Origin of the sequence: Niastella sp. OAS944 (assembly GCA_024809215.1) — a bacterium.
GTDB lineage: Bacteria > Bacteroidota > Bacteroidia > Chitinophagales > Chitinophagaceae > Niastella.
Map to the genome: position 1 here is coordinate 1,825,825 of JANUBW010000001.1, position 16,748 is coordinate 1,842,572.

Sequence of the window (16,748 nt, forward strand, 5' to 3'; positions counted from 1 at the left end):
ACCGGTAACGATTGCATAAATTATTGTTAAATGCAGATTCTAACTAAGTAGCACAAGTGCTAAATTTAGAAAGAACCTTTTTTTTAACGATTAAATTGCCTTAAAGTATGAAAAAACAAATCAGCGCCCTGGCGGCGCTAGTGCTTCTTTTTGCCAGTTGTTTAAAAGTTACCGAACAACCTGCCACAGGCTCCTCTTCATCTTCAACAGCCCTTCAATCGGCAAACGAACAAACCATTGTGAATGCTGTAAACACTACCGTTAGTACCGAGGCGGCATTGAAAACTGCCATTGCCAATGCAAAGGCCGGCGATATCATTACCATAAGCGGCACTATTAAATTAACCAGTACGCTGCAGTTGCTGAACAGCGGCACCTCCGGTTCAAAGATCAATTTTACCGGCGGTACGCTCGATTGCTCGGGCATTTCATCGGGCTGGGGTGTAAAATGCAACGGCAGCTATTGGAACATCACCAACATGGTCATTAAAAATGCACCCGATTGCGGACTTGTTTTCCAGTACGGCGCTTACAATTATGTATATAATGTAACCACTACCGGCAACAAGGATTCGGGTATTCAGATCTACAACAGCTCGAGCAACAATTATGTACTTAGTTGCAAAAGCAATGAAAACTACGACGTAGCCAATGGCGGCGAAAATGCCGATGGTTTCGCCTGCAAATTATCGGGCGGCGGCGGCAACAAATTTGAAAGCTGCACTGCCAACCACAACTCCGATGATGGCTGGGACCTGTACGGACAACCTTCTTCTGTTACCATTACCAAATGCACCGCCACTAATCATGGTTATGGCAGCAATGGCGATGGTAATGGATTTAAACTGGGCAGCGCTGGTCAGAACGTGCCCCATACCGTTACCTATTGTGTAGCAAATAACAACAAAGCCTGGGGTTACGATGGCAATGGCAATACCGGTCATATTACCATAACCGGAAGCACCGCCTCAGGAAACGGCTCAGGATCTTTTACGCGGATATACTAGCTATCAGTTAAGGATGATCTAATGAATCTCACAATTGTGGGATTCATTTTTTTTATAAAGCGGCAATCGTGAATCGGCAATCGGCAATGAACCCGAATTTTAAAGCCTCGCGAATCGTAAAACGGCAAACGTGAAACGTGAAATGGCCCCTCACCTGTCAACTATTAATCAATCTGCTGCGCAGAAATCCTTTATCAACTCTATCACCTTCATCAACTTTTCAACTCCCTTGTCAACTTGTTAACGTGTTAACTTGTCAACTTGCTTCATCAACCTCACTTCATACCAGTTCCTTCTAACAACTCAACAATCTCCGTAGCCTGCGCTCGCTTAGCATGATCCAATGCAGTTTCACCATTCTCATCTTTTATTGAAGGATCGGCGTTGGAGGCAAGCAGTAGTTTTACCACATTTGCATGGCGGTTGCGGCAGGCAGCCATAAGCGCAGTGGCCTGGTAGGTGGTTTTGGCATTCACCATAGCGCCATTATCTATTAACAGCTTTGCCAGTTCGACATAGCCCTTGGTACAAAGCATCATCAAAATGGTTTCGTTGTCCTGCATAGTATAATTAACATTGGCACCGTTCGCTATCAATTCGTGCGCCACCTCAATATGATCATTTAAACAGGCATATACCAATGGGCTTAGTTTTTCTTTACTACGCGCGTTTACCATTGCCTTGTGTTGTAACAACATATCAACAATGCCTTTATAACCATAACTGGCGCCATACATCAGGGGCGTTACACTGTCTATATTAACCGCATTTACATTGGCTTTATTTTCGATCAGTATACCGGCAACATCATTAAAGCCTTTAGTGGCCACTATCGATAATGGGGTTTCGCCAAACTTATTTTTATCTTCTAAATGCGCACCATGTACGATCAACAGGTGCACTATGTCTTTCTCACCCAGCAACGATGCCAGGAACAAAGGCGTACGGCCTTCCGCATCTTTCTTATTTATATCCACGCCTTTTCTTATTAAATGATCTACACTGGCAATATCATTTTTTGTAATCGCATCAAACAGGTCATTATCAAAACGACCGCAACCAACCAACAATAAAAAACAGATGAAAGCGAGTACAGGCGTAGGCTTTTTCATTTTAGTAATCTACAAAACAATTGGCAATTGGGCAATCGTAAAATCCTAATGACAATCAGGAAAAGCCGCCTTCGGCAACATTAAAAATAAATTACATTTGGCTTAGGGATTATTTGTTCTCTCCTCTTACCTCTCTTCACAAAGGCCTGTTGTGATTTCCATACCCTGTTCATGAACCTGAACGTATTTATATGAAGCCAAAACGAACGCTACCAATTCAGCACTACCTATTACTGATCATCATTTGTTCATTCACCACAGCCCATGCACAAAAGCCACACATTGGAGTAAAGCTCGGGGCAGCATTTTCTAATATATCTGTCAAAGCCGCCGGCCAGGCAGTTAATACCAATACAAAAATCAGCGTAACCTTTGGCGTATTTCTTCATATACCTTTGAAAGGACGATTTTCAATAAGGCCTTCCGTCGAATATGTGCCCAAAGGCACTCGCTCAAGTGATTTCCCGGGTTATGCTACGGTCTATGGCTGGGGAAGAAATATCCCCTTCTATTACATTGATATCCCCGTGAACTTTTTATATGAATTTCCGCTTAAAAAAAATAAAGTACTCGTTGGCTCCGGACCTGTTATCAGCTTCTTATTGAATAAAAACGATTACGACAGCCATACGGGCAATGATATAGGAGTGAATGTAATGACAGGTTATGAATGGCCCATTGGCGCCAGCATTTGCCTAAATTATACACAAGGATTAAAGAACATAGCCCCCAATAAATCATATGGTGGAAACATGAAAAACCACTACTTCGGTTTAACTATTGGTTATTGGTTCTAAACAGTATAAAACAACACCATGAAGCTATTCATTACCATCGCCATCCTTATTGCCGGCGTTTGCACAGGCTGCCATAATTACTATCAGGCATTGAAAGTAAACACGGCAGATAAAAACCAGGCAGCACAAGCCCTCGACAGCCTGAAATTGCAGGAACGGATCTTTGTATTACGCAACGGCAATACCAGCTTTTATATGAAAAACCTGCAAATAAACCCTGAGCATACCACGCTAAGTTGTACACTAGACACTTTACCATACTGGCATCATTTTGTAACACCAAATAAATACATCAACAAGCAACGCTACCTAAAAAAAGATCCATTCACCTCAAGCATATTGAATGAAGTACATTTATACTTACCAGGCGTGAGCAATGTTGGTCCGGGAAAATATTCGCTTTCGCTTAACCAGGTACAAAAAATTGAGGTAATTCAAAAAGATAAAAAACGTACCACCAACAGCTATATAATAGGCGGCATTGGTTATACAGTTGGTACCTGGGCCATTCTTGCAGCCATTATTTTGGCTACAAAAAGTTCCTGTCCGTTTGTACATGCTTATGATGGCGGGCAATTCACGCTTCAGGGAGAAATATATGGCGGTGCCATATATCCACAGCTCGCCCGGCACGATTACCTTCCTTTGAAAATGCAACCCGATGCCAATGGCAAGTTACAAGTGAAAATAAGCAACGAGTTACAGGAACGCCAGTATACCGATATGGCCAACCTGATGGTTATCACCCATAGCAAACAAACCAACATACTGGCCGATGAAACCGGACATATTTATAGCATAGGTAAAACCGAAGCACCGCATGCCGCATGGCTCAATAATAAACAGCTGAACCTTTCGCCATTACTGCAACGGAAAGACCAGGTACTGCAACTTATGGATGATACTTCCCACGCAAACGGGCAAAACGAATTACAACTTCAGTTTCATAAACCCGCTGAGACAGTAACCGCAAAGCTGGTACTTAACATTAAGAACTCTTACTGGCTCGATTACCTGTACGGCGAACTGGCGCAAGGCTTTGGCCGGTTCTACCCCATTTATATAAAACAGCAAACCAAACGATCGCCGGCCGAACTTTTAAAATGGGTAAAAGAACAACAAATACCATTGCGCATTTCCGTTAAAACCAACACGGGTTGGCAGGAAATGGCCAGCCTTACAACCATAGGCCCCGTTACTACGCGCGAAGTAGTGGTATCTTTACACGACCTGCCGTTGGAGAAAGAACTACAGGTTAAACTATCGAGCGGTTTTCTCTTTTGGGAAATAGATCACGTAGGCATAGATTATTCACCCAATGAAGCATTTGCCATTAAAGAATATATACCCGTTACCGCCTGGGATGAAGTAAACAAAAATGTGCTGCCCCTGTTGCAAAAAGACGATGGCATTTACTGCGAGCAACCGGTACCCGGCAATATCGCTACATTGACGTATGATTATATTCCGGTAAACGACACATCCTTAACACAAACCTTTATACTGCATACAAAGGGTTACTATACACATGTACGGCATTTCAAAGGCGGTATAAACAAAGCATTTCTTCAACAGTTCAAACAGCGCGATGCCTTTACCACTTTCAGTAAACAACGTTACCAACAAATTAACCATTCGCAACTGGCAGCGCTTTCTCAAAATTAAAATCGGAAATATGCAAACGATAAGCAATGGCGCACCGGGCTCCATCAAACAGCACCTTATTAATCTCGCTATAAAATGTAATATCTTTTGTTTAGCTGTTTTAGCATTGCGTAAGCCGGCAACTATCTGGAAAGTTTACAAACATATGATCGGCACCCGTGATGCCATTTGGGGCGGCAACATGACCAAGATCTTTAAAGTTGCCGGTCGTTATTATTACAGCATCTACTCACCAGGCTGGCCATCTAAAGCCTATAGCAATGTAATTAAGCGGGAATTACTTCGGCATACCAATCCACACCTTTCTGCAGAAAAACCTTCCTTTATTTTTCTGGCCATTACCCGCAAATGTCCTATGCGTTGCGAGCATTGTTTTGAATGGGATAACCTCAATCAAAAAGAATCATTTACCAAAGAAGAGTTGCTGAAAACAGTTCAACTATATCAGCAACAGGATGTGTTGCAAATTCACTTTAGTGGCGGCGAACCCATGGTACGCATAAAGGACCTGCTTGAAATAATCACTTATACCAGCGCAAAAAGCGAATGCTGGGTACTTACTTCAGGTTTTAACCTCACTACCCAAAATGCAAAACTGCTGAAACAAGCAGGCTGTAGAGGTGTAGTAGTAAGCATAGATCATCATATTCCTGAACTTCACAATCTTTTTCGCGGCCATACGCAGTCTTTTAAGATGGCCGTTGAGGCTGTAAAAGCTGCCCGGCAGGAAGGGCTTGTAACAGCGCTGAGCGTTTGCGCTACCAAACAATTTATTTCCGAAGGTAACCTGTTACCCTATATTGAGTTTGCACATAACCTGGGGGTACAGTTTGTACAAATGTTGGAACCGGTACAGGTTGGCCACTATGAAAATGCCAATGTATTACTGGAAGAAATACATTTACAACAGGTGGAGCAGGTTTTTAAAAAAGTAAATCATGATCCCGCATACAAAAAGTATCCTACTTTAATGTACCATGGTTATCACCAACGGCGTATTGGCTGTTTTTCGGGTAGCCGCAGCGTATATATCGATTCGGCCGGCGATGTGCATGCCTGTCCGTTTTGCCATACCAAATCATTTAATATCATTGAACATATTCGCAAAGGCGAACAGGCCCTTCCGCATAAAGAAAATCAATGCCCGCGATTTGGACGTATTGCATAATTTATTGAACGTTTGATTCAAAACAGCCGAGATCGGGCGCGGGACCATTATAAGGCAAACCAACCGCGGCGCCTTTGTTGATACAATCACTTGAAGGAAGCAGGCGCATAAAGTCATTGTTAGGCAAACTGCCATCTGCCTGGCGGGGAGCTGTCAATAAATTAAGATCGATACCTGAAAAATCATCTTTAGTTACCGTTACCGGCAAAGTAAAATAGTTAAAGTCTGCATTACTGGTAGCAGTATTCAGATTATTAAATTCGGTATTACGTGCGTCCCAGCCCAGGTTATTTTTTAGCTGGTGCCCAAAACCCGGTACATCCGATGTATGATCTTCACTTCTGTTGAGCATATTATAATTCACACTATTTAGGTAAGCGGAGTTGTTATACCAGTTATTGCCACCCAAATGATGATTGGCATAAAACCCGCTTGCTTTATTTTTAACCGCCAGGCAAAAACGAACAACGTGGCGGGGAATGGTTGCCGGCAATCTGCTGAAATCCTTTACGCCAAAACCACCGATCTTAAACCCATTGCCATCGCCCCGGCTTACAAAATCAGTTGAGTATCCATTATAAAAACTCCAGCAGTTCTCAATAATAACCGGCTCAAATGCATTGATACAATCAAAGCCATCATCACTGTTAAACCAGGCCCGGCACCCCCTGAATATGTTATTGGTATAACCAACCTGATCCTTATTGGGATGATAACCAAAACCATCGGTATTGCCGCCCCGGCCATTTTCCGAAACATCGTCCCAGTTATTATAAGCATCACAATTTAAAATGAGGTTGTTGCCACCCCTGGTTAAGTAAAAGCCAATGGCCTTACCATCGTGCATACTCAAATTTTCATAAATATTGTCGCTGCCCTGGTTATCAAAGCACTCACTTTGTGTATGCGTGGTTATGGTAACCTGCACGCCTGTCACTTCTATTCCATTTAAATGCACCCATGAAGCCATTACCTCAAAAGCATGAATGCGAAAACCTGCAGGTTTAATATTCTCATAATTAAACACAGGCCGTTCATTGGGATAATTCCAGTATTTAATTCTATTGCCAGGTGTTCCGCTTTTACTTATTAAGGTAACATACGCCCAGATCCCTGAATATTGTGCAATTTGCGCTGTGGTCATTACGTAAGTGCCTCCCCGTATGTATACCGTATCGCCGGCTGCTGCTGAAGTTTGCGCCCGTTGAATAGTTAAAAAGGGCGCATTGATGGCGCCGGTATTTGCATCACTGCCATTGGTGGCCACATAATATATATTACTAAATGCAGGTATAAAAGAGGTGGCCAGCATACAGAAGAAAGCAGCTATGGCATATTTTATTATCATAGTGGCAGTAAGCGTTTTGTGCCGGTTAAATTATCCTTTCTGCCAGCGAAAACCATCCTGCGCCATCCTTACAATGGTTACTTTAGCGAAAAATGTAAATTAATGTTTATAATCTATAAAAAATTGCGACTTTGCAACAGTTGTTTTACTTAGAGAACCTCGAAATGTAACCACATGGAATATAAATTACAAAAACCGGTGCACGGCACGCTTGGTACCGAAAAATACAAATGTGTTATTGAATGGCGGAATGGCGAATTCATTGCCGATGAACCGGTAAAAACCGGTGGCCAGGACACTGGCCCCGACCCCTTCACACTGTTATTATCATCGCTGGTGTCCTGCACCCTGGTAACTCTGCGCATGTATATTGAGAGAAAGGGCTGGGACATACCTGTCATTAAAGTGAACGCCAACCTGTTTCAAACAAAAAAAGACGATGAACTAACCACCTTTATCGATCGCGATATTACTTTTCCCGAAGGGCTTGAAGTAGAGAAAAAAGACAGGCTGCTTGAAATTGCGCAACAATGTCCCATTTCAAAAATCTTGGAGAACACGGTTAAAGTGAGAAGTTATGTATATCACGATGAGGACGTTGACAAGAAACTAAAGTATACCAATGGCGATATCACCGTGGTTTGGAAACCGGAGCTTTGTAAACATTCTGGCCGTTGCGTAACCCAATTGCCTGGTGTGTTCAATTTAAAAACAAGGCCCTGGGTAACTATGACCGGCGCCGACTCGGAAACAATAAAGGCGCAGGTGGAGAAGTGCCCTACGGGGGCGTTGTCGTGGGTTAAGAATGATAATTCTGAAAGTTCTACTCCGTCTTCACAAGATGCAGGTTGACAAGTTAACAAGTTAACATGTTGACAAGTAAATACAGGCTTTTCAAACGGTCCGCCCTTGGCGGACCGATTTCTTTTGCCCGCCTCCCAAATACTAAATCAACCAATTATCAAATAACTCCTCTATCAACCATATCAACTTTATCAACTTTTCAACCCCTCGTCAACCTTTAAACCTTCCTCCCACTACGCATAAACATCCCGCTACCACCAAGTCAATTAAATAATCTTTAATTATTTGTTTCTACAACTTTATTTCTCTTAACTATTTTAACATTTTAAGTTTATTAAACTTAAATTACAGTTACTTTGACTCCTGTGCAATGAGCGCTCCTATTTGCAAATAGCCTGAAACACATCTGGTCCCGCGTGCACGCGGGAATGCCCGTTTTAATTCATTCCCCTATAATTTAATTATTGTCAATCAATAATGAGTTATCTATTTCCATAACCTGAAAATCTAATCAAAACAAGTATCCACTAAAACACTGTCATCATGAAAAAAGCAAATTCAACCCTCCCCGGTGGGAAGAAGCACCCTATTGCTCTTGGAGCAGGCTGGCTCCTGGCGTTGGCCCTCTGTTTCACAGCCTGTAAAAAACAGTTCCAGGACGATGCCGAAACGAAAAAAACGGCCCGTAACGCCAGTACCGAATCGTTGATCTCCGACATGAACCCTATTAAGGTTATGTCATTCAACGTCAGAAATGACGCCGCCGGCGATCCCTTTTCGCAATACGTTCGTAAAGATTATTGCCTCGATGTGATCCTCGATAACGACGTAGACATTGTAGGCTTACAGGAAATTGCCGTTACCGATATTGAAGAATGGTTCAATACCCAATTGACGGCAGCCGGTTATGGTTACTACAAAAGTGGTACCTCTAACGGCTCGCCCAAAACGATCTATTACAAAAACTCGCGCTTTACCCGCACCAGTGCAGGCTGGTTCACTATGATGACGCCCGACTTTCGCACCGGCAAATGGGTGGTGCTGCAAGACAAGCTGAACACCGCCAACAGTTATTTTGTTGTGAACAGCCATTGGACCACCGTAAGCTCTGCTGAGCGCCAGCTCGACGCCGATACAGTGCTGCTGAACATTCAGAACAACAACACGGCCAACTTACCAGTCATTTGTATGGGCGACTTTAACGCCAAACCCGGCACAGCCGAAATGTCGATCATTAAAAACTCCAGCGGCCTCAACATGGTGGATGCACTTTTTGATTCAGCCGGCGACCCCACCTTTCACGGCTGGGATGCCACCGGCGATGCCAAGATCGATTACATCCTGAGCACGCGTAACCTGGCCTTCACCACATCAAAAGTGATCACTACAAGCTATACCGTAAACGGGCAAACGTTATGGCCATCTGACCACTACCCGGTTATGGCAACGTATATACCCGACATCTTTGGTGGTGCGCATACCGATGCCAATGGTATTAGCGCCAGCGCTGCTACCGTTTACAAATTTGCCGATGTTGACGGCGATGGCGATGACGATAAAATTTACTGGAACTATACCTTCGATAGCGGTAAGCCACGTGTGTTCTTATCGAATGGGAATGGAACGTTTGCAGCTACAGCTGTAACGCACGCAGCAAGCGCTTCAACATCATCTACCACCAGGTATTATTATGCTGATATCAATGGGGATGGAAAAGCTGACCTCATTCGCTGGAACCCTGCGTTGAATTCGGGGCACACACTTGTATACCTGGCCACCAGTGGTGGTAATTTCAGCGCTACTGCCGTTGACAATCCGGAAGGGACCAGCGCAGGCACTACTACGCTGTTCAATTTTGCCGATGTAAATGGTGATGGTAAAGCAGATAAAATTTACTGGAACTCTACTTATGACGATGGCCATACCCGTGTATACTTAGCCACTTCCGGCGGCAGCTTTAGCGGTACGGTTGTATCGGGCACTGAAGGCGCCAGCACTACTGCCGGTACGCAATTCTGGTATGCCGATGTAAATGGTGATGGAAAAACAGATAAGATCTATTGGCATCCCGATCTTAATGGTGGCAAAACCATGGTATACCTTTCTGACGGCGATGGCACCTTTACCGCCAACGCATCGTTCAGTAATTCAGCTACCAGTGGTTTAAGCAATACGCGTTTCTACTTTGCCGATATGAACGGCGATGGCCGCGCCGATAAGGTATACTGGAACCCCGATAACTATACCGGCTTCCTGAAAGTATATTATTCTGAATCAGGCGCCTTTAACGGACCCATTCATACCTTACGCGGCACATCACAAAGCGAGAACACATTTTTTTATTTCAACGATATTAATGGAGATGGAAAGGCAGATCAGGTGCGTTGGAACTATGGAGAGAACAGTGGAGAGTTGAGGAACTACTTTGCTAACTAAAATTGAATTGCTGATTTCGGGATGTAGGGATTTTGAGATTTCTTAGGGTGTTACCTTACGACAAATCTCAAAATCCCTAAATCAGAAATCTCGAAATGTCTATGTCCTCAATTTGCGTTATATTGCATTTTGCAAAAGGATTCAGTAGTTATGGTTCGAACCTTATTGGTAGATGACGAAGTTACAAGCATTCGTGTTTTGAAAAACCTATTATCGGCACACTGCCCCGAAGTGGAGATCGTTGGTGAGGCCGATAGCGTACAATCCGCAATTAAAATTATTTCTTCCTGCTCTCCCGACCTGGTGCTGCTTGATATTGCCATCAATAATGAAACCGCTTTCGATTTGCTTAGCAGTTTAAACGAGATTATATTTCAGATAATTTTTGTAACGGCATCGGACAATCATGCGGTACAGGCTTTCAAATTCTGCGCTGTAGATTACCTGCTTAAACCGGTTGACGCAACAGACCTGCAAAGGGCGATCAAAAAAGTAACTAAACGATCGCATGAAAAGGAAATACTGGAAAATCTGAAAGCCTTACAGGAAAATATTCAGGCATTAAAAGTAACCGACCAAAAAATGGCCGTTCCTACAATGAATGGTCTCTCATTCGTTGTAATGAAAGACATCATGCACCTGGAGGCAAGTGGCAGTTGCACCAAAATATATCTCAGTAACGGAGAACAATTAATAACAACCCGGATAATTAAAGAATATGAAGATCTACTGCCTGCAAATATCTTTTACCGGGTGCACAATGCGCATATCATTAACCTGAACAGGATTCAAAATTATCAAAAAGGAAGAGGCGGAACCGTTCATATGGAAGATGGCACCGCCATTGAAGTAGCTTTCCGGCGCCGGGAAGATTTTTTGAAGCGGCTCCTGAAGTAAACAATATGTCAAAGACCCTATTGCTGACTGTTTTTTATACACTTATATTCTCCCGTATTATTGTTGCCCAGGAATATAGTTACCTGCACTATGGAATAACCGATGGATTGGCAGGCGCTACAGTCTATTGCATTACACAGGATAAGGATGGATTTATTTGGACAGGCACAGAAACAGGTGTAAGTCGTTTCGATGGCACCCGCTTTAAAAACTTTACTACCAAAGATGGCCTGCCCGACCTCGAGATCTTACAAATTTATGCTGACTCGAAAGGCCGGATATGGATGGCCCCATTCCGTAAATCGGTATGCTACTATTTCCAGGGGAAAATATATAACCAGGAGAACGACCCTTTATTAGGCCGCATTCATTTAAAGGGACATATAGAATATTTCATTGAAGATAATGACGGTAATGTTTTATTGAAGCAAAAGGAAAAGCTACATGTGGTGGCTGCTAATGGTTCTGTAATTGAATTAGACTCACTTGACCATGAACACGTAAACCAATGCCTGATAATAAGCCAAAGCGCTTCAGGACATTTTCTTGCCCAAACCGCTAGAAAAAATATAGACTTTTCACCGGCAAAATGCCTTTCTTCAAAGCCACTCTCGTTACCGGCAAGCGTTCGTAATCCCTATATCAACGACAAAGCAATGAACCCTTATGGACTGATCTTAACAGATTCCGTATACGGATATAAGATCTGGTCGTTTAAAAAAAATAAACGCGTTAAGTTACCAACAGATAAATATCACTACCGGCTTATCAGCGTTTCTCTTCTCGACGACAGTCTTGCTTATATAAATGAATCGTCAGGTAGTGTTGAGTATAATATCAACACGGGGCAAAGCAAAAGATACTTACCAGGCATACCGGTTTCCAGGATCTTCCGCGACCAGGCCGGCGATCTGTGGTTTACTACCATGGGAGAAGGGATATTCCGCCTTAATTCTTCCGAATGGAGAACAATTCGCCCAAAAGTTGGTGAAGAAAATTCGATGGTAACAGCCATTAATAAGATCGGCAACGAACTATGGATTGGCGACAACCACACTTATATTTTTAGATATACTTTACCCAACCTGACGCTCAAATACGCCCGGCCATATTTCTACTATATGTCCAACCGCATTTTATACATTGATACTGTAGATAAAAATAAGATATGGTCAGCGGGAGATCAAGGCCTGATAGAAAGCACCCGGGATTATCGGTATGTCCGTGAATTGAACGTTGCCGTAAAATCAATTGCGCGTATAAATAAGCAAGAGGTATTGTTGGCAACCCAATCGGGCGCTTTTACTTTTAATGGGCATGATTTTAAGATCACAGACACGCTTTTGCGTGAAAGAGTCACAGTAGCATATAATAAAAATGATACTTTTTATATCGGGACGCTTAATGGCCTTTACCGATGGGTAAAAGACCGACCGCTCGTTTTCCTGGGAAAGGAAATTCCGTTTCTGCAAAAAAGAATCGCAGCAATTACCGAATCAAAAGATGGCATATTATGGATAGCTTCCTACGACGATGCAGGTATTATAGGAGTTAAAAACAACAGACAGGTAATTGCGATTACCAAACAGCAGGGTTTAACCAGTGATATATGCAGAACGCTACTGGTGCATAACAATATATTATGGGTTGGAACGGACAAGGGATTGAACAAAATTGACCTTAACAGGTCAGGCTACCCTGTAACTCAGTATACTTATATGGACGGGCTGGCAAGCGATATGGTGAATACACTGTTTGCAGACAACTCACGCATTTATGTTGGCACATCTGCGGGACTTAGTTTTTTTGACGAGAAAAATGATTTACGTAACGAAGCATGTCGCATTTCGCTGTTATCACTGATCAATTCGGAACGCGAACGGATAGCAGATTCTGGCAGCCTGGTAATACCGTATACCAATAAACGGCTTCGCGTTGAATTTGCCGCTATTTCATACCGCTCTGCCGGTAAGATCATGTACCGGTATCGCATGACAGGTATAGATACCATCTGGAGGGAAACGAAGGACCCATATCTTGAATATCCTGAGCTTCCATCAGGCAACTTTAAACTGGAGTTGATGGCCGTTAACAAATTCGGCAACACAAGCCGAATAATCAGTGTGCCAATAACCGTTACTCTCCAATTCTGGAAAAAAACCTGGTTTGTCATCAGCGTTTGGATACTGTCACTTGCCTTGTTGTGGTGGCTGGCGGCATGGCGCATTACCCGTATCCGCAGAAAACAACAGGAAAAAGAAAGGCTGATGCACAAGATGGCTGAGTTGGAAAATACGGCCCTCACCTCGCAAATGAACCCTCATTTTATTTTTAATTGTCTTAACTCCATTCAGCTGTTTATTTTCGATGGAGACATTACCACTTCCAACAGATACATAGCCGGGCTGGGAAAACTCATCCGTATGACATTAAATAATTCTTCCAGATCGCTGGTTACACTTGCAGAAGAGGCAGATTATCTGACGTCCTACTTAGCGCTCGAAAAAATGCGTTATGAAAACAAAATAGATTATCAATTTGTGATAGAAGACGGCATTGACCCGTTGATCATAATGCTGCCGCCCATGCTTGTACAGCCGTTTGTTGAAAATGCATTGCAACACGGCCTGCAACATAAATCAGGTAACAAAGGGTTAATATGCATAAGGATCCAAAAAGCGGCAGAAAAACTTCAGATAAGCGTGGAGGACAATGGTATAGGCAGAAAAGCAGCAGCGGCCATGAAAAAAAACGGTCTGAAAGAATTTTTAAAAGAATATTCCTCAAAAGGCATGGCGCTTACTGAAGACCGCATTGACATTATCAATAAACTTTATAAAGGAGCTGCCACCATAGAGATCTCAGATATTTTTGACGATACATATTCCCCGGCAGGCACGCGGGTTATAATTACTTTGCCTTTATTTATGGAAGAAAGCTTTTTCAGCTGACTGCACAAACGCGCCTATTACTAAAACTACGCGGCTATGTAATAACGCGTTCGTTACTTCTCATAAACATTTGCGTTATAGTGCTGTATTTTGGCTGAAACTTTATTAAAATGAAAAAGCTATTAACATTTACCTTATTCTGTTATTCTTTAGTAATTGTTTCCTGTTCCAAGTCACTGAACACCCCCGACGATGCTTTGGCAGAAACTGCATCAACCAATACCAAATCAAGCAGGATCAGTTCTACCATTTCAGATCTTCTTACCAGCCAAACCTGGTTGTATTATGAATATTTTTTAGATTTCAATGTGAACCCAACCAAACTGGTTTGGAAAACCAACAGAAGCACTAACTCCTTAAACCTCGCATCGAACCGGGTGACATACTTTTCTGATAATACTTTTACCGAGATCGATCAGAATGGCATAGCTTATAGCGGGTACTGGAGCTTACTGAATAACAACACAGAAGTTCAGGTTAGCAGTTCACGGGGAACTTTTACATCAACCATTCAGCAACTTACTTCAAACAGGTATGAATGGTTAGACAGCAGCACCGGCCGCTATGGTATTTTGGTACCTCAAAACCAGGCAATAGATACTACTGGCGGAAAAAGGGCATTATTAACTTCACGCCCCTGGACCTACACTGAATATTTTAGCGGGTTCGATCAGGCAACTCCTTCACTCATCTGGAAAACTGATAAAACCAATAGCCCGCTCAATCTCACGTCAAACCGGGTTAAATACAACACAGATGGCTCCTACACAGAGATCGATCAAAATGGCATTACTCATACCGGCAACTGGGAATTCCTGAACAACGACACACAAGTTAAGACTACCAGCTCACAAGGCACCTTTATATCAACTATTAAAGTGCTTAGCACTGACAGATATGAATGGCTGAGTACACTTGGCAGCGCCTATGGAGAAATGGAGCACCCGGCTCAATAAAAATTTCTGATTTCGGAATTTAGGGATTTTGAGATTTTAGCAGGCGTGTCACGGTTCGTAACCGTGGCACGCCTATTTACAACTAATAGCAAACTCACGAACTGAACAACTGAATAACTTACGAACTAACTGCTTTCTTCCATCCATCATACCATTCCTTATTCACCTCAATATCAGTAGGCACTAAGTTATCCTTAATAAGTTTTAATTGCTGCAACTGATCTAACCCGGTATATACGCCTGCTTTTAAACCTGCCATATACGCCGCGCCTAAGGCCGACACTTCGGGAAATCCGCTGATCACTACTTTCCGGTTCAACTGATTTGAAAGGAACTGTACCACAAAACGATTACCGGTTATTCCACCATCGACCATCAATTGATTCAATAACAAACCCGCATCTGTTTCCATAGCGCCTATTACATCTTTTATCTGGTAGGGAATGCTTTCCAGCGCAGCACGCACCAAATGATTTTTGGTAGTGGCAAATGTTAATCCATGAATACTGGCCTTACGGTTCATTTCCCAATAAGGAGCGCCCAATCCGCTAAATGCAGGTATCAGGTATACACCCTGGTTGTCTTCCACAGCAGTTGCCATGGCTTCTGTTTCGCGGCTATCATGAAATAGCTCCCACGATTGTTTCAACCATTCAATGGTAGCGCCACAGGTAACAATAACGCCTTCCAGCGCATAACATACCTGCTGCTCGGTTGCCCAGCAAATGGTAGTAACCATACCGGTGGCAGAGGCTTTTGGCTTATCGCCAATATTCATCATAACCGAACAACCGGTTCCCAATGTGGCTTTGGCAGAACCGGGCTCAAAACATGCCTGGCCAAAAGCAGCAGCATGCGAATCACCGATCATGCCGGTTACAGGTATTGGCTCTTTTAATAAACCCAATAAATTGGTTTCGCCAAACATATAAGAAGAAGGAACACAGGTTGGCAGGTTCAACGATCGCAGGTTAAACGATTGCAATAGCTCCGCATCCCAATTGAGCGTAGCTATGTTAAAGAACAGGGTACGGCTTGCATTGGTGTAATCAGTATAATAACTTTTTCCATTGGTGAATTTGTACAGCAACCAGCTGTCGATGGTACCGAAGTAAGCTTCGCCTTTATCGATAGCAGCTTTTACAGTTGCTACATTTTCATATAACCAAACCAGTTTGGTGCCACTGAAATAAGGATCAACCAGCAGTCCGGTCTTTGTTCTAATATCATCGGCCACGGGCAATGGCTTCATGCGTTCGCAAATATCAACCGAACGTTTGCATTGCCATACCACGGCATTGTATAATGGCTTGCCTGTTTTATCCCAAACAACAAATGTTTCGCGCTGGTTCGAAATACCAATAGCTTTTATTGAGCTAACATCCCTATACTGCCGTTTAAACTCTTCAACGCATTGCTTTACCGAGGCAAGCACATTCTGTACAATCACTTGGGGGTCCTGTTCAACAAAACCATCAGCGAGGTAGTGTGTATGCAAAGGCTCATGCCCACGTGCAATTACTTTTCCCTGTTCGTTAAAGATGATCGTTTTCGTACTACTTGTTCCCTGGTCTATTGATAATACATATTGTTGCTTACTGTTCATG

Annotated in this window: 12 protein-coding genes; 9 read left to right on the forward strand and 3 right to left on the reverse strand. The window is 43.0% G+C overall.

Features of this window, described 5'->3' with window-relative positions:
• Positions 1 to 107: 107 nt before the first annotated feature.
• The gene (locus tag GGD38_RS07155) at positions 108 to 1,007 is read left to right on the forward strand and encodes a right-handed parallel beta-helix repeat-containing protein (protein ID WP_375298696.1); all 900 of its coding nucleotides are present in this window, start codon (positions 108 to 110) and stop codon (positions 1,005 to 1,007) included.
• Positions 1,008 to 1,282: 275 nt separating this feature from the next.
• Here the strand turns inward: GGD38_RS07155 and GGD38_RS07160 are convergent, their stop codons facing one another.
• Positions 1,283 to 2,119 carry an ankyrin repeat domain-containing protein gene (locus tag GGD38_RS07160; RefSeq protein ID WP_375298695.1) on the reverse strand — a complete coding sequence of 279 codons (837 nt, stop codon included), beginning with the start codon at positions 2,117 to 2,119 and terminating at the stop codon, positions 1,283 to 1,285.
• 191 nt (positions 2,120 to 2,310) lie between these two features.
• On the opposite strand from GGD38_RS07160, the gene GGD38_RS07165 reads away from it, so the two are divergent.
• Genes GGD38_RS07165 through GGD38_RS07175 form a run of 3 tightly spaced genes read left to right on the forward strand, consistent with a single transcriptional unit; the run spans position 2,311 to position 5,749 of the window.
• Positions 2,311 to 2,916 carry an outer membrane beta-barrel protein gene (locus tag GGD38_RS07165; RefSeq protein WP_375298694.1) on the forward strand — a complete coding sequence of 202 codons (606 nt, stop codon included), beginning with the start codon at positions 2,311 to 2,313 and terminating at the stop codon, positions 2,914 to 2,916.
• Between the two features lie 18 nt (positions 2,917 to 2,934).
• Entirely contained in the window at positions 2,935 to 4,581 is a 1,647-nt protein-coding gene (locus GGD38_RS07170) for a hypothetical protein (protein WP_375298693.1), read from the forward strand.
• A 10-nt stretch (positions 4,582 to 4,591) separates the two neighbouring features.
• Positions 4,592 to 5,749, forward strand: coding sequence for a radical SAM protein (locus GGD38_RS07175; protein WP_375298692.1), 1,158 nt, complete (start codon positions 4,592 to 4,594; stop codon positions 5,747 to 5,749).
• Position 5,750: 1 nt separating this feature from the next.
• Here GGD38_RS07175 and GGD38_RS07180 read toward each other — a convergent pair whose 3' ends face one another.
• Positions 5,751 to 7,097 carry a DUF1565 domain-containing protein gene (locus tag GGD38_RS07180; protein ID WP_375298691.1) on the reverse strand — a complete coding sequence of 449 codons (1,347 nt, stop codon included), beginning with the start codon at positions 7,095 to 7,097 and terminating at the stop codon, positions 5,751 to 5,753.
• 174 nt (positions 7,098 to 7,271) lie between these two features.
• On the opposite strand from GGD38_RS07180, the gene GGD38_RS07185 reads away from it, so the two are divergent.
• The 5 genes from GGD38_RS07185 (at position 7,272) to GGD38_RS07205 (ending at position 15,141) form a co-directional block, all read left to right on the forward strand.
• The gene (locus GGD38_RS07185; RefSeq protein WP_375298690.1) at positions 7,272 to 7,949 is read left to right on the forward strand and encodes a (4Fe-4S)-binding protein; all 678 of its coding nucleotides are present in this window, start codon (positions 7,272 to 7,274) and stop codon (positions 7,947 to 7,949) included.
• A gap of 495 nt (positions 7,950 to 8,444) precedes the next feature.
• On the forward strand, positions 8,445 to 10,337 hold the full coding sequence (locus GGD38_RS07190; protein ID WP_375298689.1) for an FG-GAP-like repeat-containing protein: 1,893 nt from the start codon (positions 8,445 to 8,447) through the stop codon (positions 10,335 to 10,337).
• Positions 10,338 to 10,487: 150 nt separating this feature from the next.
• Positions 10,488 to 11,234, forward strand: coding sequence for a LytR/AlgR family response regulator transcription factor (locus tag GGD38_RS07195; RefSeq protein WP_375298688.1), 747 nt, complete (start codon positions 10,488 to 10,490; stop codon positions 11,232 to 11,234).
• A gap of 5 nt (positions 11,235 to 11,239) precedes the next feature.
• A complete protein-coding gene (locus GGD38_RS07200; RefSeq protein ID WP_375298687.1) occupies positions 11,240 to 14,185 on the forward strand; it encodes a histidine kinase in 2,946 nt (981 codons plus the stop codon).
• 110 nt (positions 14,186 to 14,295) lie between these two features.
• Positions 14,296 to 15,141, forward strand: a complete 846-nt coding sequence (locus GGD38_RS07205; RefSeq protein ID WP_375298686.1) for a hypothetical protein — start codon at positions 14,296 to 14,298, stop codon at positions 15,139 to 15,141.
• A gap of 118 nt (positions 15,142 to 15,259) precedes the next feature.
• Here GGD38_RS07205 and GGD38_RS07210 read toward each other — a convergent pair whose 3' ends face one another.
• Positions 15,260 to 16,747 carry an FGGY family carbohydrate kinase gene (locus GGD38_RS07210; RefSeq protein ID WP_375298685.1) on the reverse strand — a complete coding sequence of 496 codons (1,488 nt, stop codon included), beginning with the start codon at positions 16,745 to 16,747 and terminating at the stop codon, positions 15,260 to 15,262.
• Position 16,748 lies beyond the last annotated feature (1 nt).

Excerpts from the sequence above, each read along its gene's own strand:
- GGD38_RS07190 (WP_375298689.1), top strand. The coding sequence starts at position 8,445 with ATGAAAAAAGCAAATTCAACCCTCCCCGGTGGGAAGAAGCACCCTATT.
- GGD38_RS07205 (WP_375298686.1), top strand. The coding sequence starts at position 14,296 with ATGAAAAAGCTATTAACATTTACCTTATTCTGTTATTCTTTAGTAATT.
- GGD38_RS07165 (WP_375298694.1), top strand. The coding sequence starts at position 2,311 with ATGAAGCCAAAACGAACGCTACCAATTCAGCACTACCTATTACTGATC.
- GGD38_RS07160 (WP_375298695.1), bottom strand. The coding sequence starts at position 2,119 with ATGAAAAAGCCTACGCCTGTACTCGCTTTCATCTGTTTTTTATTGTTG.
- GGD38_RS07195 (WP_375298688.1), top strand. The coding sequence starts at position 10,488 with ATGGTTCGAACCTTATTGGTAGATGACGAAGTTACAAGCATTCGTGTT.
- GGD38_RS07180 (WP_375298691.1), bottom strand. The coding sequence starts at position 7,097 with ATGATAATAAAATATGCCATAGCTGCTTTCTTCTGTATGCTGGCCACC.
- GGD38_RS07175 (WP_375298692.1), top strand. The coding sequence starts at position 4,592 with ATGCAAACGATAAGCAATGGCGCACCGGGCTCCATCAAACAGCACCTT.
- GGD38_RS07200 (WP_375298687.1), top strand. The coding sequence starts at position 11,240 with ATGTCAAAGACCCTATTGCTGACTGTTTTTTATACACTTATATTCTCC.
- GGD38_RS07155 (WP_375298696.1), top strand. The coding sequence starts at position 108 with ATGAAAAAACAAATCAGCGCCCTGGCGGCGCTAGTGCTTCTTTTTGCC.
- GGD38_RS07170 (WP_375298693.1), top strand. The coding sequence starts at position 2,935 with ATGAAGCTATTCATTACCATCGCCATCCTTATTGCCGGCGTTTGCACA.
- GGD38_RS07185 (WP_375298690.1), top strand. The coding sequence starts at position 7,272 with ATGGAATATAAATTACAAAAACCGGTGCACGGCACGCTTGGTACCGAA.
- GGD38_RS07210 (WP_375298685.1), bottom strand. The coding sequence starts at position 16,747 with ATGAACAGTAAGCAACAATATGTATTATCAATAGACCAGGGAACAAGT.